The following is a 24,133-nucleotide window of genomic DNA, read 5'->3' on the forward strand; positions in this document are numbered from 1 at the left end:
CTGTCCGCTGCCCCGGCCGGGCGGGTGCTCGGCCGGGGCTCCCGGCTCTGGCGCTTTGGGCTGTGGCGCTTTCGGCCGACGCGGGCGGCTCATGCCGGGCCGAGGGCTCATGCCAGGCCGAGGGCGAAGACCGCGAAGCCCGCCGCCAGCAGCCCCGCTGCCGCGCGGCGGGCCTTTGTCGTACGGGTGCCGCTCGCCCAGGGGCCGTCGAAGCGGCGCGCGTACCGGCCGATCAGTACGAGCAGGACGGCGAACAGCGGCATCCACGCCAGCCGGGCCGCGATCCAGGCGAGCGAGTCCGGGGCGGACGTCAGGCCGGGCAGAGTGCCGAGGCCCGTCGCCGTACCGAGGAGGGAGCCGGGCACGGCGGCGGCGAGCATCGCCGTCTGGTGCCAGCACAGGATCGTCATCGCGGAGAGATTGATGACGACGACCGGTGCCCACAGGGCGGGCCTCTTCAGCAGGCGTCCGATCCGGTCGCGCAGCAGGATCGCCGCGCCGCTTTGCGCGGCGGCGAGCGCGAGGACCAGCAGGGACGGCGGATGCGAGTTGGTACGGGCCTCGCCGGGGACACCGACCATCGACGCCGGATAGTGGAAGACCACCAGCAGCGCGGCGAACAGCAGCGTGCCGCCGATGAGCAGGACCCGCGCCCCGCGTCGGCCGATTCTCCCCTCGCCCCAGGAGACTCCGAGCTGATAGGCGAAGAGCCAGCCCGGCAGGATGTTCACCATGCTCAGCCAGGACGGCATGGTGTCGGCATACGGTCCGTACCGCAGGAAGTCGACGACCGTGACGGTCGTCACCAAAGGGGCAGCGGCCCAAGCGCCCAGCGTATGTGCGGCGCGCACACAGTACGGAGTGAGCGCTGTGACCACGATATAGACGCCCACGAACCACAGGGGCTGGATCACCAGCGTCGATCCGGTGTGCAGGGTCGTGGCGGGCACGCCGAGCGCGTACAGCACCGGGATCAGCGCCGCCCAGACGGCCGTCACACCGACGACAGGCCTGCCCAGCCGCACCACGCGCTGCCGCAGCCAGGCGGCGGTGGTGGAGGTGCGCCTGCGGTACGAGAGGACGGAGGCATAGCCGCCGACCAGGAAGAAGATGCCCAGCATCTGGAGCACCCAGCTCACGGGGGCGAAGCCGCCGAAGGTGGAGAGCGGGCTCGCGTTGTGCAGGGCGCTGCCGCTGTCCAGGGTGAAGCCGCCGAGCAGCCAGTGCCCGGTCGGTACGGCGAGCAGCGCGAGCGCGCGCAGCCCGTCGATCGCGCGGTCGCGGTGGGTGGGGGTCCGTGTCTCGATCTTCGCGAGTGTCCCGGCGAGCGTCATCGGGTCCCTCCGGGGGTGGCGGGGGCGGGTGCGGCCGGGGTGAGGGCGGTCGTGGTGTGTGTGGTGGGGGCCTGTGTGTTCACGGCCTGTGTGGGCCGGGCCTGTGTGGTGCGGGGCCATGTGGTCCGGCGCCATGTGGCGCGGGCCTGTGTGGTGGGGCGCCATGTGGTCCCGGCCCATGTGGCCCGGCCCTCAGCGATCGCGGCGAAGGCACGGAGCGAGTCGGTGCCGGGTGCCAAGTAGCCGGTGTGGCCCCGGGCTTCGGCGGCCGGCACTTGGCGGGCGCCGAAGGCGGGATCTGCCGGGTCGGCCCCGTGTCCCAGGCCCGCGAACTCGACGTTCGGGATCCGGGAGATCCAGTCGGAGGAGTTCTTGGCGGCCCAGACACGCGCGTTGGTGTGGAGATCCACCACAGATCCGGCCCGCATACCGGGTGAGCCGAACACCACGATGTCCGAGGCGTTCACCTCATGGGCGGCGAGCCCGCACACCACCGAGCCGTAGCTGTGGCAGAACAGCACAGGCTTCGCGGCCCCCACCGCGGCCAGCCCCTGGGTGAACCGCGCGAGCCGCCCGGCCCCCGCCTCCGCGAGATCACCGGTGGCCACGTCCAGACCGACCCCGACCGGGGTCGTGTAACCGGCCCAGGCGATCACGGCGGTACGGCCTCCCGTCGCGGCCCGCAGCGAGGCGGCCATCCCGGCCGGAGTGCCGTTGCGGTCCTTCGTACGGTCGAAGGTCTCCGCGTCGATGCCCGAGCCCGGTACGACGACCGACACATGGCGGGCGCCCGCCAGATCCCCGTACACCTCGGCGACCTGGCCGCGTCCGCGCGGATCGAAGGCGAGGATCTGCCGGCCGGGCGCCGCGAGCCGCTCGTACCGGGGGTCGCGTTCGGCCCGTACGGCAAGGGAGTTGGCCTCGTACCGCAGTGCGACCGGCACCCCGTCGAGATTGCCGACGACCAGCGGATGGCGGTGCAGGAGCCGCTGTCGCTGACGGGGTGTCAGTTCGGCGAAGAAGCGGGCCACCCGGGCGGGGGAGGCCGTCGCGGGATCGGGGAGCGGGCGTCCGAGCGAGCCGTCCGCGCGCCAGGCGGCGCTGCCGGGCGGTGGTCCGGTCACCGGCCGCTGTGCGTTGCCGGAGGCCCAGCCCGCCGTCCCCCCGACCACGGCCGCCGCCAGTGCGACGGCGACCAGGGTCCTCTTGAAGCGCCGCATATGTGTCTCCTTCTGCTGCTCGTCCTCGAATGGGGCGAGCAGGAAGGTAAGGAGACGGTCTGCGCGGGGGCGTCACACCGGGGTGCCAACCAGCGGGTGATACCGGGGTAGGGGTGGTGCCGGTCCGAGGCTGATGTGGCGCCGGAGCCGGAGCCGGAGCGGTGTGGTCTGGTCTGGTGCGCGGCGGCGCGGCGCAGTGCAGTCCGGTGCAGTGCAGTCCGGCGCGGTGCGGTCTGGTGCGGGGCGGGGCTCAGGCGGTCGCGTCGCCCGGGGTCACCAGCCCCGATTCGTACGCGAAGATCACCGCCTGCGCGCGGTCGCGCAGCCCGAGCTTGGCCAGGACCCGGCCGATATGGGTTTTCACTGTCTGTTCGGCGACCACGAGCCGACCGGCGATCTCCTGGTTGGACAGGCCCCTGGCGATCAGTTCGAGCACCTCGGTCTCGCGGGGCGTCAGTCCGCGCAGCCGCAGGGCACGGTCCTCGCGCGGCGCGGGCCGCTGCTGGGCGAAGTCCGCGATCAGCCGCCGGGTCACGGACGGCGCGAGCAGGGCCTCTCCGGCGGCGACGATCCGTACCGCCGCGATCAGATCGGCCGGGGGCGCGTCCTTGAGCAGAAAGCCCGATGCTCCGGCACGCAGCGCCTCGTACACATAGTCGTCCACGTCGAAGGTGGTGAGCATCAGCACCTTGGGCCGGTGGATCACCCCGGCGGGCGGGTTCAGCACCTCGCGGGCGGCGGCCAGCCCGTCCATCTCCGGCATCCGGACATCCATCAGGACCACATCCGGGTGGACGGAGCGGCTCAGCTCCACGCCACGGCGGCCGTCCGGCGCCTCGCCCGCCACATCGATGTCGGCCTGCGCGGACAGCAGCGCGGCGAACCCCGCGCGCACCATGGCCTGGTCGTCGACGATGATCACGCGGATGGTCAAGGAGCGTCCTTCGCAGCGGTGGGACCCATGGGGCCGGTGGGACTGGTGGTACCGGTGGCGGGGCCCACGGGACGGGCGGGACCGGTGGTGCCGGTGCTGGGGCCAGTGGTCGGGTCGGCGGTCAGCGGGAGCCGCGCGGCCACCCGGAATCCGCCGTCGGGCAGCGGCCCGGTGTCCAGGGTGCCGCCGGTCAGCCGTACGCGTTCCCGCATACCCACCAGACCGTGCCCGGTCCCCGTGGCCTCCAGCGGTGAAGTGCGCGCGGCGGCGGTTTCGTTGACGACCAGGACGGTCAGCCAGTCGCCGTCCGAGGCTACCGACACCCGGGTCCGCGCGCCGGACGCGTGCCGCACCACATTGGCGAGGGCCTCCTGCACGATCCGGTACGCGGACAGATCCACGGCCGGGGGTACGGGTCCCAGCTCGGCCGGCAGCGACAGTTCGGCCGGCACTCCGGCCCGTACCGTCGCCTCCACGAGCTGCTGCACCCGGTCGAGTCCGGGCTGGGGCGCCCGCTCCCCGGCCGTGTCCTCCCGGCGCAGCACCGTCAGCAGCCGCCGCATCTCGGCCAGGGACTCCCGCGCGCTCGCCGCGATCGATCCGAACTCCTCCTGGGCCTGCGGCGACAGGTCCGGTAGCCGGTACGGCGCCGAGTCGGCCTGCACGGTGATCACCGACATATGGTGTGCGACCACATCGTGGAGTTCACGGGCGATACGGGTGCGCTCCTCCAGCAGGGTGCGCTGAGCGCGTTCCGCCTCGCTGATGTTCTCCTGCTCGGCGAGCCGCCGCTGCACCTCACCGCGTTCCCGCAGCGCCACGCCGACCAGCAGGACGACTCCGCTGAGGACGAAGAGCAGTATCGCGCTTCCGTCACTGCGGTCGGATGCCTCGGCATGCAGCACGAGTCCCGCCAGGCCGGTCGCGCACCATACGGCGATCACGGTCCGCCGGGTCTCGCGCAGCGCGAGCGCGAGCATTACGAAGAGATAGCCGACGATGACCGGCGGGGTCCATGGCCAGATGTCGTAGTTCTGCTGGGGTTCGGTCAGCAGGGCCATGGCGCCGAGGATGTCCGCGGTGAAGATGATCCACCAGGCCTGCAGCGGCCGGTGCGCCAGCATGAGCAGCGGCGCTGCCTGCGCGACGCCGATCGCTCCCGCGACACCGCCGTTCAGCCCGTACTGGGTGGTGAGAACGGAGATGGTGACCGGGACGAGCGCGGCGGTGAGGGCCAGGACGATCCCGTACGGCAGCAGCCGCTGCCAGAGCCTCGGCGCGTCCGCGAACAGGGGCGTCGGCGGATGGGAGGGGCGCGCCAGGCCCCGCGCCAGCTCGCGCGCGTTACGGCGCGCGGCACTGAGCAGACCGTCGGTCTGCGGGGGCGGTGGCGGGGGCGAGGTGTGGGACATGACCGGGCCAGCCTAGGCAGCCGTCGTCACGCGGGCGTCATACCGGAGAGCTGGTAGGAACGTCATACCGAGGTATGAGATGCAATGCTCCCGCCGCCACTGCTCCCGCCAGTAGAGGCCCAAGAGAGGTCTGGTCGCGGATCGGTGACGGGCGTCACAGCCCTGCCATCGAGCGGCGGCACCGCTACCTGAGCCGCTACCTGAGCCCGCCACCTGAGCCGCGGCCGGGGCCGCCGCCCGCCTCACAGCTCCGCCAGCAGTTCCGCCTTCTTCGCCGAGAACTCCTCGTCCGTCACCAGACCCGCCTGGTGCAGCTCGCCGAGGTGCCGGATCCGGTCGGCGACATCCGCCGGGTCGCGGCGCAGGGAGGTCACGGCGGACACCGGCACCGTGGCCCGGTTCGGCGCCGCGTTCTGGACCGCCGCGAGGACGGCCGCCGCGAAGGGGAGCGATTCGTGCACCGGCCCGTAGCCGAGCCCGAAGACGACCGCCGCCGGGTCGTGGTCCGCCTGCGCGGGCTGCGGTTCCATACCCGCACCCGCACCCGCACCCGCACCCGTACCGGCACCGACCCCGGCACCCACCCCGGCCGCGTCCCGGCGCAGCAGCCGCAGATAGCCGTCGAACAGCTCGGGGGAGCGCCACTCGACCCCCAGCAGATCACCGACCGGGAGGCTCTGGTCGCCGGCTTTCCACTTGGTGGTGGACGCGCCCGTCCAGAACCAGCGGAAGGACACCCGGTCCCCGTCGAAATAGGCCTTGCCGTCGAACGCCTTGAAGTGCAGCGGAGGTGCCGGCGCGGCCACCAGATAGCGCTCGGCCGGCTCCTCCACGTCCCGTACGGACCGGGCCAGCGCGGCCCGCAGCTCATCGGCGTAGTACTCCGCGAGGGTGTCGCGCTCCGCGGGCAGCACCAGCCGGTACGGATCGCCGCTCTCCCTGAGCTGTCCGGCCGCGGCCTCCACCAGTGGGTCGGCCCCGGCCCTTGGCACGGCGCGCAGCACGACCGTCCCGCGCTTTCCCGGCGTGACCGTCACCGACGACAACGCCTCATGGGGGATACGGCGTTCGCCGAGCGCCTGGAACAGCTTCGGCGTCCTGGTCCCCCGTTCGAAGCGGATGAGCACGGAGTCGCTTTCGAACTCCCAGGTGGCATGAATCCCCGCGAGCACATCACCCATGTGCCTCATCGTAGGCGGCGGGCGCCCGCGCGTCGCCTGCCTCAGCGGACGAATTCTACGCGCGTGGGGTGTGCGCCACCGGCGCTTGTCCGATCAAGTGACTGACACCGGATCAGGCCCCTGGGAGGTTTGGCGGACCGTACATCCCGTCGGGTGTCAGGCCTGGCCCGCTCCGCTTCCGGCTTCCTCGGAGATTCCGTTCACACAGTCCTCGTCGCCGTCCGCGCAGCTCACCGCGGTGTACGAACCGACGCCGATGTCCGCGAAGTTGTCGAGGCTCTCCGTACCCGGTTCGAAGTAGCCGCTGTGCCCGGCCGCGCCGGACGCCGAGAGCACCCGGGCCCCGAAAGCGCGTTCCACCGGGTCCGCGCCGTGCCCGAGACCGCCGACCGCCAGATACGGAACGTCCTGAATCCAGTCGTCTCGGTCCCGCATGGCCCACACCCGGGCGTCGGTGCGGAGCTGTTCCGCGTTCCCCACCCGCATCCCGGGGCTGCCCGCGACCGCCACATCGACGACCCGCGCGGGCAGGGCGCGCGCGGCGACCCCGCACACCACCGAGCCGTAACTGTGGCAGAAGAGCGAGATCCTGGAGGTCCCCGGCAGCGCACGGGTCAGAGCGGCAAGCCGTACGGCACCCTCCTCGGCGAGCTTGCCGATCGCCGCGTCCATGCCGAGCCCGGCGGGCGAGGTGTAGTCGGCCCAGGCGATCACCGCCGTACGCGCGTCGGGATCGGCGGCGCGCTCCGCGGAGTAGAGCGACTCGGCCATGCCCACCGGCGCCGTGTACCAGCGCTCCGTACGCTCGAAGGTCAGCACATGCGTATCGACACCGGGCACCACGACCGAGACCCGCTCGGCGCGTTCGAGGTCGCCGAGCACCTCCGCGGCCCGGCCCTTGCCCGACGGATCGAAGGCGAGGATCTGCCGGTCGCCGCCGAGCATCGACTCGTACCGGTGCATACGGCGGCCCGCCTGCCTGCGGCCGTCGCTGGAGAGTCTGCTGTCGTGCATACGGCGCTCCTCCACCGTGCGCGCGCGCATCAGCGCCAGCCGGTTGGCGCGGTAACGCAGCGACACCGGCGCGCCGTTGAGATTGCCCACGACCAGCGGATAGGTGGTGGCGAGCCGTTCCTGTTCGGGGGCGGTCAGGGAGGCGAAGAACGCGGCGAGCCGCTTCGGCGAGGAACGGGGGCTTGGCAGATGCCGTACGCCTGTCCGGCCGCGCTCCCAGGCGTCGAGCGCGGCCTGGAGGGGCTCGCCGGGACCGCGTTGGCGCTGGACGGCGGTCCAGCCGGTGGTCGACAGCAACACGAACACGACGGCGAGAGCGAGCAGGGCGCGCCATACGTTGAGGGAGGGGGAGGAGTCGAAGGAGGTCACTGTTTACCAGACTAGGACGGGCTCGGGAGGCCTCGCGACGTGGGTGACGCGGGTCACGGACGGGTGAGGGTTAAACCGAAGGTAACCGCACCGGGCGTACAAAGGGGGCGCACGCTCGGCGCGTTGCGGGCAGATGGCGGACCCGTACGGGCATACGGGGGATCAGTTCGCGTACGCGGCCCGGTGGTTCGGAGGGGCGTACGCGGGTGGTGCGGAAGGGCGTACGGAAGCGGGGGTGGAGCGGCCGTACGGGGGATGCCGCCGGATCGGGCGGACGTACTCGGGCGGGATGTACTCAGGCGGACGCACCCGGGCGGATGTACCCAGGAAGACGTACGCGGGCAGACGTACTCAGGCCGACGTACGAGTCGTACAAGGGGATGGGCCGCCGGCCTGGCCCGGGGTCCGCCAGTCCTCGGTGAGCGCGGGCCGGAGATGGTCGATGAAGCACTCGGACATCGCGCGCAGGGCGTCCAGACCGGTGTCCTGCCCCTTGCCCCAGAGCCGCCCGGTCATCCGCATCACCCCGGTGAACGCGGCGACGATCACCCGGGGCCGTGGATCGGTGTCCACATCGAGTCCCTCGCGGTCGGCGACGAGCCGGGAGAGCCCCTCCTCCAGCTCGACGGATCGGCGCAGATGGACAGCGAGCAGGGCCGGGGTCGACTCGATCATCCGGTACGTCCGCATGTACAGCTCGACCGGTACGACCGACTCGATCGTCTCGCCGACCGTGGTCCAGGCGGAGGCGACGGCGTTGCGCATGGCCTCCATGGGGCCCTCGGCGGGCGGCCGTACGCGCAGCGCCTCGACGAACTTGTTCTCCACCATCTCCACCACGGCGAGGGCGACTTCTTCCTTGCTGGCGTAGTAGCGGAAGAAGGTGCGCTGCGAGACGTCGACGGCGTCCGTGATCTCGTCGATGGTGGTCTGCTCGTACCCCTGGGCGGTGAACCGTTCGAGTGCCGCACGCAGCAGGGCGTCTCGGGTGCGCTGCTTCTTGAGGGCGCGCAGTCCGGTCGGCTGTTCGGCCGCGGTCATTCGCTCCTGCCCGGCGGCTGTGTCCTGCCCGAGGGTCACCGAATGGTCCTCATTCCACCGCTTTCCATATTTTCTCGCCCTGCTCAGCCCATCTGTGAGCTACGTGACAGTTACCAACTTGTGAAATGGTTTGTCAATTGTCAGTGGCTGACATTAGCGTAACCCGTATGACTAGTCAGACCGTCGACAAGGCGCCGCAGAGCCCGGAACACCCGGCGCCCGCGCCAACCAAGGGACTGCGTGGGCATCCCTGGCTGACCCTCTTCTCCGTGGCGATCGGCGTCATGATGGTGGCGCTCGACGGCACCATTGTCGCGATCGCGAACCCTGCCATCCAGAAGGACCTCGGCGCCACTTTCGCCGATGTGCAATGGATCACCAACGGCTACTTCCTCGCCCTCGCCGTGGCCCTGATCACCGCGGGCAAGCTCGGTGACCGCTTCGGCCACCGGCAGACCTTCCTCATCGGCGTCGTGGGCTTCGCCGCGGCCTCGGGGGCCATCGGGCTGTCCGACAGCATCGCGCTGGTCGTCGTCTTCCGGGTGCTCCAGGGCCTCTTCGGCGCGCTGCTGATGCCGGCCGCGCTCGGCCTGCTGCGGGCCACCTTCCCCGCCGAGAAGCTCAACATGGCCATCGGTATCTGGGGCATGGTCATCGGTGCCTCCACCGCGGGCGGCCCGATCCTCGGCGGTGTGCTCGTCGAGCATGTGAGCTGGCAGTCCGTCTTCTTCATCAATGTGCCGGTGGGCGTGATCGCCCTGGTCTTCGGCGTACTGATCCTCAGGGACCACCGGGCGGAGAACGCCCCGCGGTCCTTCGACATCCTGGGCATCGTGCTGCTCTCGGCCGCGATGTTCTGTCTGGTCTGGGCGATCATCAAGGCCCCGGTCTGGGGCTGGGGGTCCGGTACGACCTGGCTCTTCATCGGTGTCTCGCTGGCCTGCTTCGCCCTCTTCGCCCTCTGGGAGACCCGGGTCAAGGAGCCGCTCATTCCGCTGGGGCTCTTCCGCTCCGTACCGGTCTCGGCCGGTGTGGTCCTGATGGTGCTGATGGCCATCGCCTTCCTCGGCGGGCTGTTCTTCGTCACCTTCTATCTGCAGAACGTGCACGGCATGGGAGCGGTCGACAGCGGTCTGCGGCTGCTGCCGCTCACCGGCATGATGATCGTCGGCTCGCCGCTGGCGGGGGTGCTGATCACCAAGGTGGGGCCGCGGGTCCCGCTGGCCGGCGGTATGGCCCTCACGGCGGCCGCCATGTTCGGTATGTCCACCCTGGGCACCGAGACCGGCACCCTCACCATGTCGGTCTGGTTCGCGCTGCTCGGCCTGGGCCTGGCCCCGGTCATGGTGGGCGCCACCGAGGTCATCGTGGGCAACGCCCCGATGGAACTGTCCGGAGTGGCCGGCGGGCTCCAGCAGTCCGCCATGCAGATCGGCGGCAGCCTCGGTACGGCCGTCCTGGGCGCGGTCATGGCCTCGAAGGTCTCCAACGACCTGCCCGGCAACTGGACCGGTGCCGGGCTGCCCCCGCTCACCGGCGCGCAGGCCGACCAGGCGGCGGAGGCGGTCCAGGTCGGTGTCCCTCCCGTCGCGCCCGGCACCCCCGCCGCGATCGCCGAGAAGATCACCGGTGTCGCGCACGACACCTTTATGTCCGGTATGAGCCTTGCTTGCCTGGTCGCCGCCGGTGTGGCGACCGTGGCGATCTTTGTCGCGCTGCTGACGAAGCGTGGAGACAATGCGGAGGCGGCGGGCGGAGGGGTGCACATCTGACGTCAGCCCCCGGGTGACCCCGCGTCAACTCCGTACCCAGAACAGCCCTGCCGGAACGTTCCGGCAGGGTTGTCCCCTTTCCGGGTGGTAGCTGCCGGGGGCTCTTCCCATGGCCCGGCGCCGCAGGTCAGAGTGCTGATGACCGATATCGCACCACACGGGGACCGAACGGGGACCGATCCATATGCGCAAGATCATGTTCTGCACCGCGGCCGGCGGGATGCTGGCCGTCGCCGCCCTGCTGCCTCAGAGCGCCGCTTCGGCGGCTCCGCCGCCCCGCCTCGGGGCATGCGCCCAGGGCGAGCTGTGCCTCTGGGCGGGCGAGGACTTCCGCGGCACGCGGCACACGTACGAACTGGCCGGTACGGAGATCGGGAGCTGCGTCCCGCTCGCGGCCGGCACCACCGTCCAGTCGCTGGCCAACCGCACCGGCCGGAATGTGACCACCTATCAGTCCGCCGAGTGCGACGAGACGGGGGACTTCGAGACCTACCCCGGCAAGGGCACCTGGGTGCCCGGCTCGCCGTACCGGGTACGGGCCTTCAAACTCTGGGAGCGCTGACCGTGCAGTCAGTCGTGACGGGGGCCGGGGACAACGGGACCGGCGGTGCTGCCGCCGGTCCCGTTGCCCTCGGGGGCGTCAGTGGGGGTGGGTGGTCAGGCGTCGCCGCCCGCCGTGCCGGGGTCCGCGGCCGACGCGTCCAGCAGCCGGTAGCGGTCCACGGCCTGCTTGAGCACCGACCGGTCGACCCGGCCCTCCTTCGCCAGCTCGGTCAGCACCCCGAGCACGATCGACTGCGCGTCGATATGGAAGAAGCGGCGGGCCGCGCCGCGGGTGTCGGCGAAGCCGAAGCCGTCCGCGCCCAGCGACTGGTACGAGCCCGGCACCCAGCGCGCGATCTGGTCCGGTACGGACCGCATCCAGTCGGAGACCGCCACGAACGGACCCTCCGCGCCGGAGAGCTTCCGCGTCACATACGGCACGCGCTGCTCCTCCTCCGGGTGGAGCAGGTTGTACCGCTCCACCTCGACGGCCTCGCGGCGCAGCTCGTTCCAGGACGTCGCCGACCAGACATCGGCCCGTACGTTCCACTCCTCGGCCAGCAGCCGCTGCGCCTCCACCGCCCAGGGCACGGCCACTCCGGACGCCATGATCTGCGCCGGGACCGCGCCCCGGTCGCCGCGCCGGAAGAGATGGATGCCCTTGAGGATGCCCTCCACGTCGACATCGGCCGGCTCGGCGGGGTGCTGGATCGGCTCGTTGTACACGGTGAGGTAGTAGAAGACGTCCGGGCTCTCGCCGGGCTCGGGCTGTCCGTACATCCGGCGCAGCCCGTCCTTGACGATATGCGCGATCTCGAAACCGTACGCCGGGTCGTAGGCGACACAGGCCGGGTTGGTCGAGGCGAGCAGATGCGAATGGCCGTCCGCGTGCTGGAGGCCCTCACCGGTCAGTGTCGTACGGCCGGCGGTCGCGCCCAGCACAAAGCCGCGGGCGAGCTGGTCGGACATCTGCCAGAACTGGTCACCGGTCCGCTGGAAACCGAACATCGAGTAGAAGACATAGACCGGGATCAGCGGCTCGCCATGGGTCGCGTACGCCGAGCCCGCCGCGATCAGCGACGCCGTGCAGCCCGCCTCGGAGATGCCGTCGTGCAGCATCTGCCCGGTCGGCGACTCCTTGTACGCGAGCAGCAGCTCACGGTCCACGGCCTCGTACTGCTGGCCCAGCGGGTTGTAGATCTTCGCGCTCGGGAAGAACGAGTCCATGCCGAAGGTGCGGTACTCGTCGGGGGCGATCAGCACGAAGCGCCGGCCGATCTCCTTGTCCCGCATCAGGTCCTTGAGCAGCCGGACGAAGGCCATGGTGCTGGCGATCGCCTGCTGGCCCGAGCCCTTCTTGACCGCCGCGTAGGTGGGGTCCGCGGGGAGGTTCAGCGGCTTCGCGCGGACGATCCGGGTCGGCACATACCCGCCCAGCGACTTGCGCCGGTCGTGCATGTACTGGATCTCCTCCGAGTCCCGGCCCGGGTGGTAGTACGGCGGCGCGCCGTCCTCCAGCTCCCGGTCCGCGATCGGCAGGTGCAGCCGGTCGCGGAAGCCCTTGAGGTCGGAGACCGTCAGCTTCTTCATCTGGTGGGTGGCGTTGCGGCCCTCGAAGTTCGGCCCCAGCGTCCAGCCCTTGACCGTCTGCGCCAGGATCACCGTCGGCTGGCCCTTGTGGGCCTTGGCCGCCGCATACGCCGCGTACACCTTCCGGTGGTCATGGCCGCCGCGGCCCAGGTGCAGGATCTGGTCGTCGGTCATGTGCTCGACCATGGCGCGCAGCCGCTGGTCGTCACCGAAGAAGTGCTCGCGGATGTACGCGCCGGTCTCCGTGGCGTACGTCTGGAACTGCCCGTCCGGCGTGGTGTTCAGCCGGTTGACCAGGACACCGTCCCGGTCCTGCGCGAGCAGCGGGTCCCAGGAGCGGTCCCAGACCAGCTTGATCACATTCCAGCCGGCGCCACGGAACTGCGACTCCAGCTCCTGGATGATCTTGCCATTGCCGCGTACCGGGCCGTCGAGCCGCTGGAGATTGCAGTTCACGACGAAGGTCAGATTGTCCAGGCCCTCGCGAGCGGCGATGGAGAGCTGGCCCAGCGACTCGGGCTCGTCCATCTCGCCGTCGCCGAGGTACGCCCAGACATGCGAGGCGGAGGTGTCGGCGATCCCGCGCGCCTCCATATAGCGGTTCATCCGCGCCTGGTAGATCGCGCCGAGCGGGCCGAGGCCCATGGAGACGGTCGGGAACTCCCAGAAGTCCGGCATCAGCCGCGGGTGCGGATAGCTGGACAGTCCGTACGGAGCCTTCGACTTCTCCTGGCGGAACGCGTCGAGCTGCGCCTCGCTCAGCCGGTCCAGCAGAAACGCGCGGGCGTAGATACCGGGGGAGGCATGGCCCTGGAAGAAGATCTGGTCGCCGCCGTCCCCGCGGTCCTTGCCCCGGAAGAAGTGGTTGAAGCCCACGTCGTAGAGGGAGGCGGAGGAGGCGAAGGTGGCGATGTGGCCGCCGACGCCGATGCCGGGGCGCTGCGCCCGCGAGACCATCACGGCCGCGTTCCAGCGGGTCGCGTTGAGGATCTTGCGCTCGATCACCTCGTTGCCGGGGAAGAACGGCTCGTCCTTGGTGGCGATGGTGTTGACGTAGTCCGTGCTGCGCATCTCGGGCACGGCCACGCGCTTCTCCCGCGCGCGCTCGATCAGCCGGAGCATCAGATAGCGGGCGCGCTCGCGGCCCCGCTCGTCGACAGCGGCGTCGAGCGAGTCGAGCCACTCCTGGGTCTCTTCGGGATCGAAGTCCGGGACCTGGCTGGGCAGGCCGCCAATGATGATCGGATTGCGATCGGATCCGGAAGCCACGCTTGTCCTTCGCTGTTCGGTCGTGTCGTGCCCCTGCACACGTCGATGCGGTGCACGCCGTCGGGTAGCTGCTGTTACGAGGGCCCGGGCATCCGAGGGTGTCTCACCGGAGCCCCCCAGGGAGTGGGCACGTACGCCGCCTCCATCGTGTACCGCTGGGCAGGAAACGTCATCTCTACCGGGGGGTAACGAGGAATATCCGGAGAATCCTGCCCCGGGTCCGGGTTTCGCGTCGCTCTTCGCGTCGGTCAAATCGCAACCTTACGCCCAACCCGACTATGTGTTTCGTTCGGCCGTTCGGACCTGATTGACGTACGGAACCGGCATAACATGGCGAAGAAGGAGCAAACGCATGGCCCGCGTTACAGGACACGGTGGCGAAGTGGCAGGAGATGCGGTGAAGAGCCCCGGAACGTCACCGTTTCGGCGGTCTCGGCGGCCGGGTACTTGCGCGATCCGCCCCGCCCGTGTGGACTACGGCCAATGCCCCGCGTACGCGCGGGTCTGAAGCATTTTCCGAAACATGATCAGGAGGCAATCCGTGAGCGCGACCGCGGACCACGCGGAGGAACGGACCAACCTTGCCGCAAGGCTGGGGTTCGAACCCGGACAGGTGGTCCAGGAGATCGGCTACGACGACGACGTCGAGCAGGAGCTCCGCGAGTCCATCGAGGCCGTCATCGGCCAGGAGCTTGTCGACGAGGACTACGAGGACGTGGCCGACGCCGTCCTGCTGTGGTTCCGTGACGAGGACGGCGACCTTACGGACGCGCTGGTGGACGCCATCGGTCTGATCGAGGAGGGCGGCGCGGTCTGGCTGCTGACGCCCAAGACCGGCCGTGATGGCTACGTCGAACCGAGCGACATCAATGAGGCCGCCCAGACCGCGGGCCTGTCCCAGACCAAGAGCATCAACGCAGGCAAGGACTGGACCGGCAGCCGGCTCGTCACCCCCAAGGCGGCGAAGTCGAAGCGCTGACCCCGGGCGCCTCATCGAAGGCGCAAGACGCGGCAGCGCACCCCGAGCGGCCTTGAGGGCCCCCGCCGATCTTTCGGCGGGGGCCCCGCGCGTCGCTGTACCGCTCTAAGCTGGGCGCCCTCAGGTGGCCTCAGCGGCATGGCAGAGGTATGGCAGGCGACGCGGAAGGACGTATCCCATGGCGATCGAGGTCGGCGCTCTCGCCCCGGACTTCGAACTGAAGGACAACCACGGGCGGACCGTGCGGCTGTCCGACTTCCGGGCGGCGGAGGCCGGTGCCGAGGCGGAGGCCGGGGGCGGTGCCGACGGTGCGGGCGGCGGGAAGAACGTGGTGCTGCTCTTCTACCCCTTCGCCTTCACCGGGGTCTGCACCGGCGAGCTGTGCGCCCTGCGCGACGCGCTCCCCTCGTTCGTCAACGACGACACCCAGCTCCTCGCCGTCTCGAACGACTCCATCCACACCCTGCGCGTCTTCGCCGAACAGGAGGGCCTCGAATACCCGCTCCTGTCGGACTTCTGGCCGCACGGCGAGATCTCCCGCGCGTACGGCGTCTTCGACGAGGAGAAGGGGTGCGCCGTGCGCGGTACGTTCGTCCTGGACAAGCGGGGCGTCGTGCGCTGGACCGTCGTCAACGGTCTGCCGGACGCCCGGGACCTCAACGACTACATCAAGGCGCTCGGGGCGCTCTGAGCCGGTGGTCGGCGGTCTGCCGCCCCGAGCCGGCCGCCCGCTGAACCATCCGAAATCGCCCGGTGGCCGGGAACCGGTCACTAGGATCCAGTCGTTGATCCGATGCAACGCTTCAGGGGCAGCGCCGCCCCGAGAAACCAAAGGGAGGACTCGTGGGAGTCAGCCTCAGCAAGGGCGGAAACGTCTCGCTGACCAAGGCCGCGCCCAACCTGACCGCGGTCACCGTGGGTCTGGGCTGGGACGTCCGTACGACCACCGGCAGTGACTTCGACCTCGACGCCAGCGCCCTGCTGACCAACGCCGAGGGCAAGGTCGCCATCGATGGCAACTTCGTCTTCTTCAACAACCTCAGGAGCCCGGACGGCTCCGTCGAGCACACCGGTGACAACCTCACCGGCGAGGGCGAGGGCGACGACGAGGCGATCAAGGTCAATCTGGCCGCGGTCCCCGCCGATGTCGACAAGATCGTCTTCCCCGTCTCGATCTACGAGGCGGAGAGCCGCCAGCAGTCCTTCGGCCAGGTGCGCAACGCGTTCATCCGCGTCGTCAACCAGGCCGACAACAACGAGCTGGCGCGGTACGACCTGAGCGAGGACGCCTCCACGGAGACCGCGATGGTCTTCGGCGAGCTGTACCGCAATGGCGCCGAGTGGAAGTTCCGCGCCATCGGGCAGGGGTACGCCTCGGGGCTGCGCGGCATCGCGCAGGACTTCGGCGTCAACGTCTGAACCGCTCGTCTTTCCGTGTCCGGCGCCGCACACTTCTGTGCGGCGCCGTACGCGTCTCGTATTCGTACACGGGAGGGTCCGTATCCGTACAGGTACGGGCGCACCGGCCGCATCGGTACGGATACGAACGGCATGAACAGGGTTTGAAGGGGCAGGACGTCAGGCGCGTCTTGACCTCGCTGCACAGCACCACATCACCTCGGGGAGGACTCACCATCATGGGCGTCACACTCGCCAAGGGAGGCAATGTCTCCCTCTCCAAAGCCGCACCTAACCTCACCCAGGTGCTGGTCGGGCTCGGCTGGGACGCGCGCTCCACCACCGGAGCGCCCTTCGACCTCGACGCCAGCGCCCTGCTGTGCCAGTCGGGTCGGGTGCTCGGCGACGAGTGGTTCATCTTCTACAACAATCTGACGAGCCCGGACGGGTCCGTCGAGCACACCGGTGACAACCTCACCGGTGAGGGCGAGGGCGACGACGAATCCCTGCTGGTCGACCTCTCCAAGGTGCCGGCGCACTGCGACAAGATCGTTTTTCCGGTCTCGATCCATGAGGCCGACAATCGCGGCCAGACATTCGGCCAGGTCAGCAATGCCTTTATCCGGGTCGCCAACCAGGCCGACGGTCAGGAACTCGCCCGGTACGACCTCAGCGAGGACGCCTCCACGGAAACGGCGATGATCTTCGGCGAGCTGTACCGGTACGGCGGCGAGTGGAAGTTCCGGGCCGTGGGCCAGGGGTACGCGTCGGGGCTGCGGGGCATCGCTCTAGACTTCGGGGTCAACGTTTCGTAAAGCAGTACTCTGCGCGGGGGAATACCCGTTAATCACCAGATGGGGTAGCCAGTGATCCTGAAAACCTTCGGCTGGTCGTTCGCCATTACGGCGCTCGGCCTTGCCTTCGCGGCCTGGCAGTGGGGGTGGGAGGCGTTCGGGATCGTACTGATCCTGTCGATCCTTGAGATCTCCCTGTCGTTCGACAACGCGGTTGTCAACGCAGGGGTGTTGAAGAAGATGAATGCCTTCTGGCAGAAGATCTTCCTCACGGTCGGCATCCTCATCGCGGTGTTCGGTATGCGACTGGTGTTCCCCGTCGTGATCGTCGCCATCAGCGCCAAGGTCGGGCCGATCGACGCCGTACAGATCGCGCTCGACGATCCCGACCGGTACGAGGCGCTGGTCACCGACGCCCACCCGGCCATCGCCGCCTTCGGTGGCATGTTCCTGCTGATGATCTTCCTCGACTTCATCTTCGAGGAGCGGGACATCAGGTGGCTGAACTGGCTGGAGCGTCCGCTGGCCAAGCTCGGCAAGGTCGACATGCTGTCGGTCTGCATCGCGCTGATCGTGCTGCTGGTCACGGCGCTCACCTTCGCCACCCATGCCCACACCAGTTCGGGCTACGCGGACAAGTCCGCGACCGTGCTGCTCGCCGGTGTCGCGGGGCTGATCACCTATCTGGTCGTCGGCGGGCTCTCGGGCTACTTCGAGAACCGGCTGGAGGAGCAGGAGGAGCAGGAGCAGGAAGCGGAGGAGAAGGCCAAGGCCGAGGGCAAGCAGATCTCCGCGGTCGGTCTGGCCGGCAAGGCCGCCTTCTTCCTCTTCCTCTACCTTGAGGTGCTGGACGCGTCCTTCTCCTTCGACGGGGTCATCGGCGCCTTCGCCATCACCAACCACATCTTCTGGATGGCGCTGGGCCTCGGCATCGGCGCGATGTACGTCAGGTCCCTCACCGTCTACCTCGTCCGCCAGGGCACCCTCGACGACTACGTGTATCTGGAGCACGGCGCGCACTATGCGATCGGTGCGCTGGCCGTGATCCTCCTGATCACGATTGAGCACTCGATCAATGAAGTCGTCACAGGTTTGATCGGTGTTGTCCTGATTGCTGCCTCTTTCTGGTCATCGGTACGCAGGAACAAGGCGCTGGAAGCCGAGGGCGGCGGCAAGGATCCGGACGACGACAAGGAGCCGCTGCACGTCTGAGGTGGCGCCGTACGTCTGAAGCGTGCTCCGGTGAGCCCTCTGGTGAGCCGGTCCTCCGGGTGTGACCAGGAGGGGTTTTCGGGAACGCTCTGAATGGGGCGGCCGTGAGGCGGAAGCCTGGCGGCCGCCCCATCGTTCGGTGTGGTGACGGGCACCGGCGTCGGCCGACCGGGCCGGCGGCGGCCGAGTAGAAGACAGGGGTGGGGCGGGCATGGCCTTCTGGGACAATCTGTGGCAGGGAAGGGCGTCGGATTTTGATTCGGGCAGCGCGGGCTCCAACTCCATCGAGCTGACCAGGCGGCGTCCTACGGTGTCGCTCACCAAGCAGGGCGCGGCCACGGGCAATCTGCGGGTCAATCTCTCCTGGCGGATGCGCAGCTCCGACATCGAGGGGCGGTCCCGGCAGAACAGCTCACTGCTACGGCATCCCTTCAAGCTCTTCAAGCCCGACGTGGTCCAGGCCCATACCCAGGGCATGGTCAATGTGGACCTCGATCTGGGCTGCATGTACGAGCTGACGGACGGCAGCAAGGGCGTGGTGCAGCCGCTGGGCGGCTTCCTCGGGGACCTCAACGATCCGCCGTACATCAAGCTCAGCGGCGACGACCGGTTCGGCTCGGGCTCCGGCGAGACGATCTATGCCAATCTCGATCACTGGGAAGAGATCAAGCGGCTGCTGTTCTTCGTCTACATCTACGACCAGACGCCGGCCTTTGACCGTACGCACGCCCATGTGACGCTCTACCCGAGCAGCGGGCCACGCATCGAGATCGAACTCGACGAGGACGCGCCCCAGGCCCGGTCCTGTGCGGTGTTCTCGGTGCAGAACGTCAAGGGCGAGCTGATCGTGCGCCGCGAGGTCAAGTTCGTCTACGGCTTCCAGGCGGAGCTGGACCGGCTGTACGGCTGGGGCCTCCACTGGGGCCGCGGCTACAAGACGAAGACCTGAGCGGGCGGCCATGGACGGGGGCGGCCGGGGCTCAGGGGCTCCGCGGGGCCTTCGGGGAGCCGGTCCGCCCCTGGGGCTCCACGGGCCTCCGGTGCATCTAGGGACGGATGAACTGCGGTCCCATCGGGGGCAGCCGGAAATTCGGGTCGGGCGCGGGCGCCGCCGCGGCGGCCGGCTGCGGGTAGCCATAGCCGGTCTGGGGCTGGGGCGCCGCCACCGGCTGCGGATAGCCGTAGCCGGTCTGGGCCGCGGGCATCGGCGGATGCGGGTGCGGATAGCCGTACGCGGGGGCCATCGGCTGGGTGGGCGGCTGGACCGGTGGCGGCGGTACCCGTACGGGCGGCTCGGCGGCCACCGTGGCGCCGGGGTCGGACGTCGCGGCGGCGGAGTCGGAGGCGGCGGCGGGTTCGCCGGAGGACTCCTCGCTCTCGTCCACGGAGATGCCGAACGCGGTGGCCAGACCCACCAGACCGGTCGGATAGCCCTGGCCGACCGCACGGAATTTCCAGCCCTCCCCGCGCCGGTACAGCTCACCGCAGATGATCGCGGTCTCCTCGCCGGTCTCCGGCCGTACGTCGAAGACGGCCAGCGGCTCGCCGTCGGCCGCGCCCGCGTCGTACAGCAGGATCCGCAGATCGCTGACATGCTGGAAGCTCGCGCCGTCGGAGGAGGCCGCGAGCACCACCTGGTCGACCGAGGCGTCGAGCGCGGCGAGATCCGCCTCGACCGCATCGGTCAGCGCTTCACCCGCCTGTTTCTTGGGCAGCCGCCTGACCAGCCCGGACGGATGCCGGGGCTGGTTGTAGAAGACGAAGTCCTCATCGGAACGCACCCGCCCGTCGGGGCCGAGCAGCAGGGCGGAGGCGTCCACATCCGGGATCCCGGCACCCGGGGACCACCGCAGCACGGCTCGTACGGCCATGGCGTCGAGAGGGACGTTCGAGCCCTTCAGCATCGCGTGCGTCATGCCTGTCATCCTGCCTTCCCGCGACCCGTACGGACAACGCGGGGCGGACAGATCCCTGCAACTCCATCGAGCTGTACAGCCTTCCCCCGGGGACAGGGGCGAGGACATGGGCGCGAAGCGGACGAGTTACCTGGATTTCATGAACCGTGGGAACTCTTGACACCCGTCCGTACGTACTATTACCGGCCACATGCCCAGCGGCCACATCGGCAGTACGGGGGATTCACATGCGTCATTTCGGGCATATCCCGCCCGCTGCCCGGGAGGGTCTGTTCCATCAGGAGCCGTGCGAGTTCACTTCGGGCTCTCCGGCCCGTCTCCTGGCGGCCGCTCTCGGGGCCACGCTCTACTGCCCGGCCACCCGGCCGCGACTCGCTGACGACGTGGTGAAGCAGACCCGGTGCGGAGTCGTCTCCATGGTGCTCTGCCTGGAGGATTCCATCCATGACTCCGAGGTCGAGGCCGCCGAGGCCAATCTGGTCCGGCAGTTCGCCGATCTTGACGAGCGGGGCGCCGGGACCCCGCTGCTCTTCATCCGGGTCAGAGAGCCGGGGCAGATTCCGGACCTCGCGCGGCGGATGGGCACCTCGATCCGGCTGCTGTCCGGATTTGTACTGCCGAAGTTCACCGAGGAGCGCGGGACACCGTTCCTGGAGGCGCTGGCGGAGGCGGAGAGCATGACCGGCCGCCAGCTCTACGCGATGCCGGTACTGGAATCGCCCGAGCTGCTGCATCTGGAGACCAGGACCGAGACGCTCACCGGGATCGCGAATGTCGTCGACAAGTACCGCGACCGGGTGCTGGCGCTGCGCCTCGGCGTCACCGACTTCTGCTCGGCGTACGGGCTGCGCAGGTCGCCGGACATGACCGCGTACGACGTGCGCATCGTGGCCGGGGTGATCGCGGATGTGGTCAATGTGCTGGGGCGCGCGGACGGCTCGGGGTTCACGATCACCGGCCCGGTATGGGAGTACTTCCGTCTGCAGGAACGTATGTTCAAGCCCCAGCTCCGGCGGAGCCCCTTCCTCGAAGGCCGCGCGGAGGAGCTGCGTACGGCCCTGATCGAGCACGATCTCGACGGGCTGCTGCGCGAGATCGAGCTGGACCGGGCCAATGGTCTGCTGGGCAAGACCTGTATCCATCCCTCCCATGTGCCGCCCGTGCACGCGTTGTCGGTGGTCAGCCATGAGGAGTTCAGCGACGCGCAGGACATCCTGCGGCCGGAGCGGGACGGGGGCGGGGTGCTGCGCTCGGCGTACACGAACAAGATGAACGAGGTGAAGCCTCACCGGGCCTGGGCCGAGCGCACCCTTCAGCGGGCCGAGGTGTTCGGGGTGGCGCGTGAGGACGTCGGGTTCGTGGAGCTGCTCACGGCCGGTCTCGGCGAGTGAGCGGGCCGGAGCGGAAGGAAAAGAAGAGCGGGATGGTCTGGTCGGGTACGTGGGTCGCCGAGCGGCTCGGTGTACGGCTCGCGGGCGACGGGAGACTGCCGGAACTGCTGGGCCTGGCGCTGCGCCGCAACCCGAAACGGGCCCATCTCCTTGTCTCGAATGTGCTGGGCAAACATGTACCGCAGCACCCTCAAGTCGTATACGGGACAGGGCTCCAACTCGGCGAGCGGGTACGGGAACTGCTCGGCCCGGATGTGGCCCGCGCGGTTGTGCTCGGGTACGCGGAGACCGCGACCGGCCTCGGCCACGCGGTCGCCGACGGGGTGCGGGACGCGCCGTACCTCCACTCCACGCGGCGGCCGGTTCCGGGGGTGCCGAGGGCGGGCGGGTTCGAGGAGTCGCACTCGCACGCCACCTCGCATCTGCTGCTGCCCGAGGACCCGGCGCTGCTCGCCTCGGACGGGCCGCTGGTCCTGGTCGACGACGAGTTCTCCACCGGGAACACCGTCCTCAACACCATCCGCGCCCTGCACGCCCGCTATCCGCGCAGGTGGTACGTGATCGTCGCCCTGGTCGACATGCGCTCGGCGGCCGACCGGGGGCGGCTGACGGACTTCGCGGAGGAGATCGGCGCGCGGGTGGATCTGGTGGCGCTGGCGTCGGGGACGGTGGAGCTGCCGGAGGGGGTGCTGGAGAAGGGGCGCGCGCTGGTGGCGGAACAGGAGGGGGCGGCCGCGGCGGGTGCCTCGGCCGAGGTGCCGTCTGCTGCGGGGCCGGGTCCGGGTGCGTCCGGTGCGGGTGCGGGTGCGTCTGCTGCGGGTCCCGGTCCGGGTGCGGGTGCGACGGTTGGGGTCCCGGCTCAGGCCGGTCCGGCTGTGAGGTCCGAGCCGGTTGCGGTGGCCGGGGTCCCGGCTCAGGTCGGTCCGGCCGGTCCCGGCACGGGGTCCGAGCCGGTGCGGGTGGTGCTGGACTGGCCCGGCGGGGTGCCGGACGGCGGGCGGCACGGGTTCACCCCCGCCCACCGGGCCCGGCTGGAGTCCGCGCTGCCCGGTATGGCCGCCGCCCTGGCCGAGCAGCTCGACGGCGCCCGGCGCGTCCTCGTCCTCGGCTTCGAGGAGCTGATGTACGCGCCGCTGCGGCTGGCCGAGGCGCTGGAACGGATCTCCGGTACGCGTGTCTCCGGCACACATATCTCTGGCGCCGAGGTGCGCTACTCCACCACCACCCGGTCCCCGGTGCTCGCCGTGGACGACCCCGGATACGCGATACGCAGCCGCCTCGTCTTCCCGGCCCATGACACCGCCGCGTTCCCGGACGGCGACGGCACCGGCGAGCGGTATGCCTACAACGTCGCGGGCGGGGGCTTCGACGCCGTCGTCCTGGTCGTCGACTCCCTCGCGGACTCCCCGGAGCTGCGCGCGCCCGGCGGCCTGCTGGCCCAACTCGCCGCGCACATACCGCGCGTGGTGCTGGCCGTCGTACCCGCGTACGTCCCAGGCAGCCCCGACGCCCCCGAGACCCCCGGCATCTCCGGCACCCCCTCGTACAACTCCGCTTCGTACGACACCCCTCCGCACGAAACCCCCTCGCACCACGCCGAACGGCAGGAACCCCCCATGCTGCCCGAACCCCTCCGTGGGCCCGCCTTCTCCTCCTACGCGCCCGAGGACGTGGGCTGGCTCCTCCAGGACCTGTCCGACGTCGAGCTGGAGGCCCCGACCGAAGAGCGCGAGGAGGCGATCCAGAGCGGCGGCGCGCACTACGCCGAGTCGCTTCCGGTCGAGTACCAGCCGAGCGCCGAGTACCAGGAGCTGTTCCTCTCCGCGCTGGAGACCTCGGCGGCCCGGATCGCGCGCGCCGTCGGCACTGTCACCGAGACCGTGCTCGCCGAGCGCGGACCCCGGCCCGTGCTGGTGTCGCTGGCCCGGGCCGGCACGCCCGTCGGTGTGCTGATGCGCCGCTGGGCCCAGTGGCGGCACGGGCTGGACCTGCCGCACTATGCCGTCTCCATCGTGCGCGGCCGGGGCATCGACACCAACGCCGTGCGCTGGCTGGCCGCCCACCACGACCCCGCCGATGTCGTCTTCGTCGACGGCTGGACCGGCAAGGGCGCGATCACCCGCGAACTGGCCGACGCGCTCGCCGGGTTCGAGGGCTTCGACCCCGGGATCGCGGTCCTCGCCGACCCGGGCGGCTGCGTACGGACGTACGGCACCCGTGAGGACTTCCTCATCCCGTCCGCCTGTCTCAACTCGACGGTGTCCGGGCTGATTTCACGTACGGTCCTGCGGGCCGACCTGGTCGGACCGTACGACTTCCACGGCGCGAAGCACTACCGCGAACTCGCCGCCGACGATGTCTCGGTGCACTTCCTGGACACCGTCGCGGCCCGCTTCGGCGAGGTCGTGGACGCGGTGGACGCCGAGGTCAAGGAGCTGCTCGCGGCGGACCGGGCGCCCACCTGGGAGGGCTGGGCGGCGGTCGAGCGGATCAGCGAGGAGTACGGGATCCACGATGTGAACCTGGTCAAACCGGGCGTCGGCGAGACGACCCGGGTGCTGCTGCGCCGGGTGCCCTGGAAGATCCTCGCCCGGCGGGGCGCGGGGGCCGACCTGGACCATGTGCGGCTGCTGGCCGGGCAGCGGGGCGTACCGGTGGAGGAGGCGGACGGCCTTCCGTACACCTGCGTCGGGCTGATCCACCCGAAGTACACCCGGGGCGCGACCGGGGCGGACGGCAAGGCGGTGACCGCGCTGTGAGCACT

General features: G+C 70.0%; 19 protein-coding genes. 10 read left to right on the forward strand and 9 right to left on the reverse strand.

Annotated features, from left to right (window positions below):
- Window positions 1–107: 107 nt before the first annotated feature.
- From ACFU9P_RS09295 to ACFU9P_RS09325, 7 genes are all read right to left on the reverse strand, one after another.
- A complete protein-coding gene (locus tag ACFU9P_RS09295; protein WP_384078422.1) occupies window positions 108–1,334 on the reverse strand; it encodes an acyltransferase in 1,227 nt (408 codons plus the stop codon).
- Entirely contained in the window at window positions 1,331–2,554 is a 1,224-nt protein-coding gene (locus ACFU9P_RS09300; protein ID WP_384078423.1) for an alpha/beta hydrolase, read from the reverse strand. The genes ACFU9P_RS09295 and ACFU9P_RS09300 overlap by 4 nt, the downstream gene beginning before the upstream one ends.
- 250 nt (window positions 2,555–2,804) lie before the next feature.
- Complete coding sequence (locus tag ACFU9P_RS09305; protein WP_384078424.1) at window positions 2,805–3,488, reverse strand: response regulator; 684 nt, start codon at window positions 3,486–3,488, stop codon at window positions 2,805–2,807.
- Window positions 3,485–4,900, reverse strand: coding sequence for a sensor histidine kinase (locus ACFU9P_RS09310; protein ID WP_384078425.1), 1,416 nt, complete (start codon window positions 4,898–4,900; stop codon window positions 3,485–3,487). The genes ACFU9P_RS09305 and ACFU9P_RS09310 overlap by 4 nt, the downstream gene beginning before the upstream one ends.
- A 242-nt stretch (window positions 4,901–5,142) precedes the next feature.
- The gene (locus ACFU9P_RS09315) at window positions 5,143–6,081 is read right to left on the reverse strand and encodes a DUF4429 domain-containing protein (RefSeq protein ID WP_384078426.1); all 939 of its coding nucleotides are present in this window, start codon (window positions 6,079–6,081) and stop codon (window positions 5,143–5,145) included.
- Window positions 6,082–6,237: 156 nt separating this feature from the next.
- Complete coding sequence (locus ACFU9P_RS09320; RefSeq protein WP_384078427.1) at window positions 6,238–7,464, reverse strand: alpha/beta hydrolase; 1,227 nt, start codon at window positions 7,462–7,464, stop codon at window positions 6,238–6,240.
- 351 nt (window positions 7,465–7,815) lie between these two features.
- The gene (locus ACFU9P_RS09325; RefSeq protein ID WP_384078428.1) at window positions 7,816–8,505 is read right to left on the reverse strand and encodes a TetR/AcrR family transcriptional regulator; all 690 of its coding nucleotides are present in this window, start codon (window positions 8,503–8,505) and stop codon (window positions 7,816–7,818) included.
- A gap of 167 nt (window positions 8,506–8,672) precedes the next feature.
- Between ACFU9P_RS09325 and ACFU9P_RS09330 the strand changes: the two genes are divergently transcribed.
- Together ACFU9P_RS09330 and ACFU9P_RS09335 are read left to right on the forward strand one after the other, a co-directional pair.
- Window positions 8,673–10,277, forward strand: a complete 1,605-nt coding sequence (locus tag ACFU9P_RS09330) for an MFS transporter (protein ID WP_376377225.1) — start codon at window positions 8,673–8,675, stop codon at window positions 10,275–10,277.
- Window positions 10,278–10,461: 184 nt separating this feature from the next.
- A complete protein-coding gene (locus tag ACFU9P_RS09335; protein ID WP_384078429.1) occupies window positions 10,462–10,839 on the forward strand; it encodes a peptidase inhibitor family I36 protein in 378 nt (125 codons plus the stop codon).
- Between the two features lie 95 nt (window positions 10,840–10,934).
- Here the strand turns inward: ACFU9P_RS09335 and aceE are convergent, their stop codons facing one another.
- Window positions 10,935–13,679, reverse strand: a complete 2,745-nt coding sequence (gene aceE, locus ACFU9P_RS09340; RefSeq protein ID WP_384078430.1) for a pyruvate dehydrogenase (acetyl-transferring), homodimeric type — start codon at window positions 13,677–13,679, stop codon at window positions 10,935–10,937.
- A gap of 541 nt (window positions 13,680–14,220) precedes the next feature.
- Here aceE and ACFU9P_RS09345 point away from each other — a divergent pair.
- The 6 genes from ACFU9P_RS09345 to ACFU9P_RS09370 all read left to right on the forward strand — a co-directional run bounded on the left by ACFU9P_RS09345 (window position 14,221) and on the right by ACFU9P_RS09370 (window position 19,011).
- Complete coding sequence (locus tag ACFU9P_RS09345; protein WP_066944466.1) at window positions 14,221–14,658, forward strand: DUF3052 domain-containing protein; 438 nt, start codon at window positions 14,221–14,223, stop codon at window positions 14,656–14,658.
- Window positions 14,659–14,836: 178 nt separating this feature from the next.
- Complete coding sequence (locus ACFU9P_RS09350; protein WP_384078431.1) at window positions 14,837–15,349, forward strand: peroxiredoxin; 513 nt, start codon at window positions 14,837–14,839, stop codon at window positions 15,347–15,349.
- 152 nt (window positions 15,350–15,501) lie between these two features.
- Window positions 15,502–16,077 carry a TerD family protein gene (locus ACFU9P_RS09355; RefSeq protein WP_046502761.1) on the forward strand — a complete coding sequence of 192 codons (576 nt, stop codon included), beginning with the start codon at window positions 15,502–15,504 and terminating at the stop codon, window positions 16,075–16,077.
- A gap of 218 nt (window positions 16,078–16,295) precedes the next feature.
- A complete protein-coding gene (locus ACFU9P_RS09360; protein WP_046502757.1) occupies window positions 16,296–16,871 on the forward strand; it encodes a TerD family protein in 576 nt (191 codons plus the stop codon).
- A gap of 51 nt (window positions 16,872–16,922) precedes the next feature.
- Window positions 16,923–18,062, forward strand: a complete 1,140-nt coding sequence (locus tag ACFU9P_RS09365; protein ID WP_376377235.1) for a DUF475 domain-containing protein — start codon at window positions 16,923–16,925, stop codon at window positions 18,060–18,062.
- 211 nt (window positions 18,063–18,273) lie between these two features.
- Complete coding sequence (locus ACFU9P_RS09370) at window positions 18,274–19,011, forward strand: Tellurium resistance (RefSeq protein ID WP_376377237.1); 738 nt, start codon at window positions 18,274–18,276, stop codon at window positions 19,009–19,011.
- A gap of 97 nt (window positions 19,012–19,108) precedes the next feature.
- On the opposite strand, the gene ACFU9P_RS09375 is transcribed toward ACFU9P_RS09370, so the two are convergent.
- A complete protein-coding gene (locus tag ACFU9P_RS09375) occupies window positions 19,109–19,987 on the reverse strand; it encodes a TerD family protein (protein WP_384078432.1) in 879 nt (292 codons plus the stop codon).
- A gap of 218 nt (window positions 19,988–20,205) precedes the next feature.
- Between ACFU9P_RS09375 and ACFU9P_RS09380 the strand changes: the two genes are divergently transcribed.
- Window positions 20,206–21,369: an HpcH/HpaI aldolase/citrate lyase family protein gene (locus tag ACFU9P_RS09380; RefSeq protein WP_376377241.1), complete on the forward strand. Its 1,164-nt coding sequence runs from the start codon at window positions 20,206–20,208 to the stop codon at window positions 21,367–21,369.
- Between the two features lie 32 nt (window positions 21,370–21,401).
- A complete protein-coding gene (locus ACFU9P_RS09385; protein ID WP_384078433.1) occupies window positions 21,402–24,128 on the forward strand; it encodes a phosphoribosyltransferase in 2,727 nt (908 codons plus the stop codon).
- Window positions 24,129–24,133: the final 5 nt, after the last annotated feature.

Origin of the sequence: Streptomyces sp. NPDC057617, from assembly GCF_042800555.1 — a bacterium.
Taxonomy (GTDB): domain Bacteria; phylum Actinomycetota; class Actinomycetes; order Streptomycetales; family Streptomycetaceae; genus Streptomyces.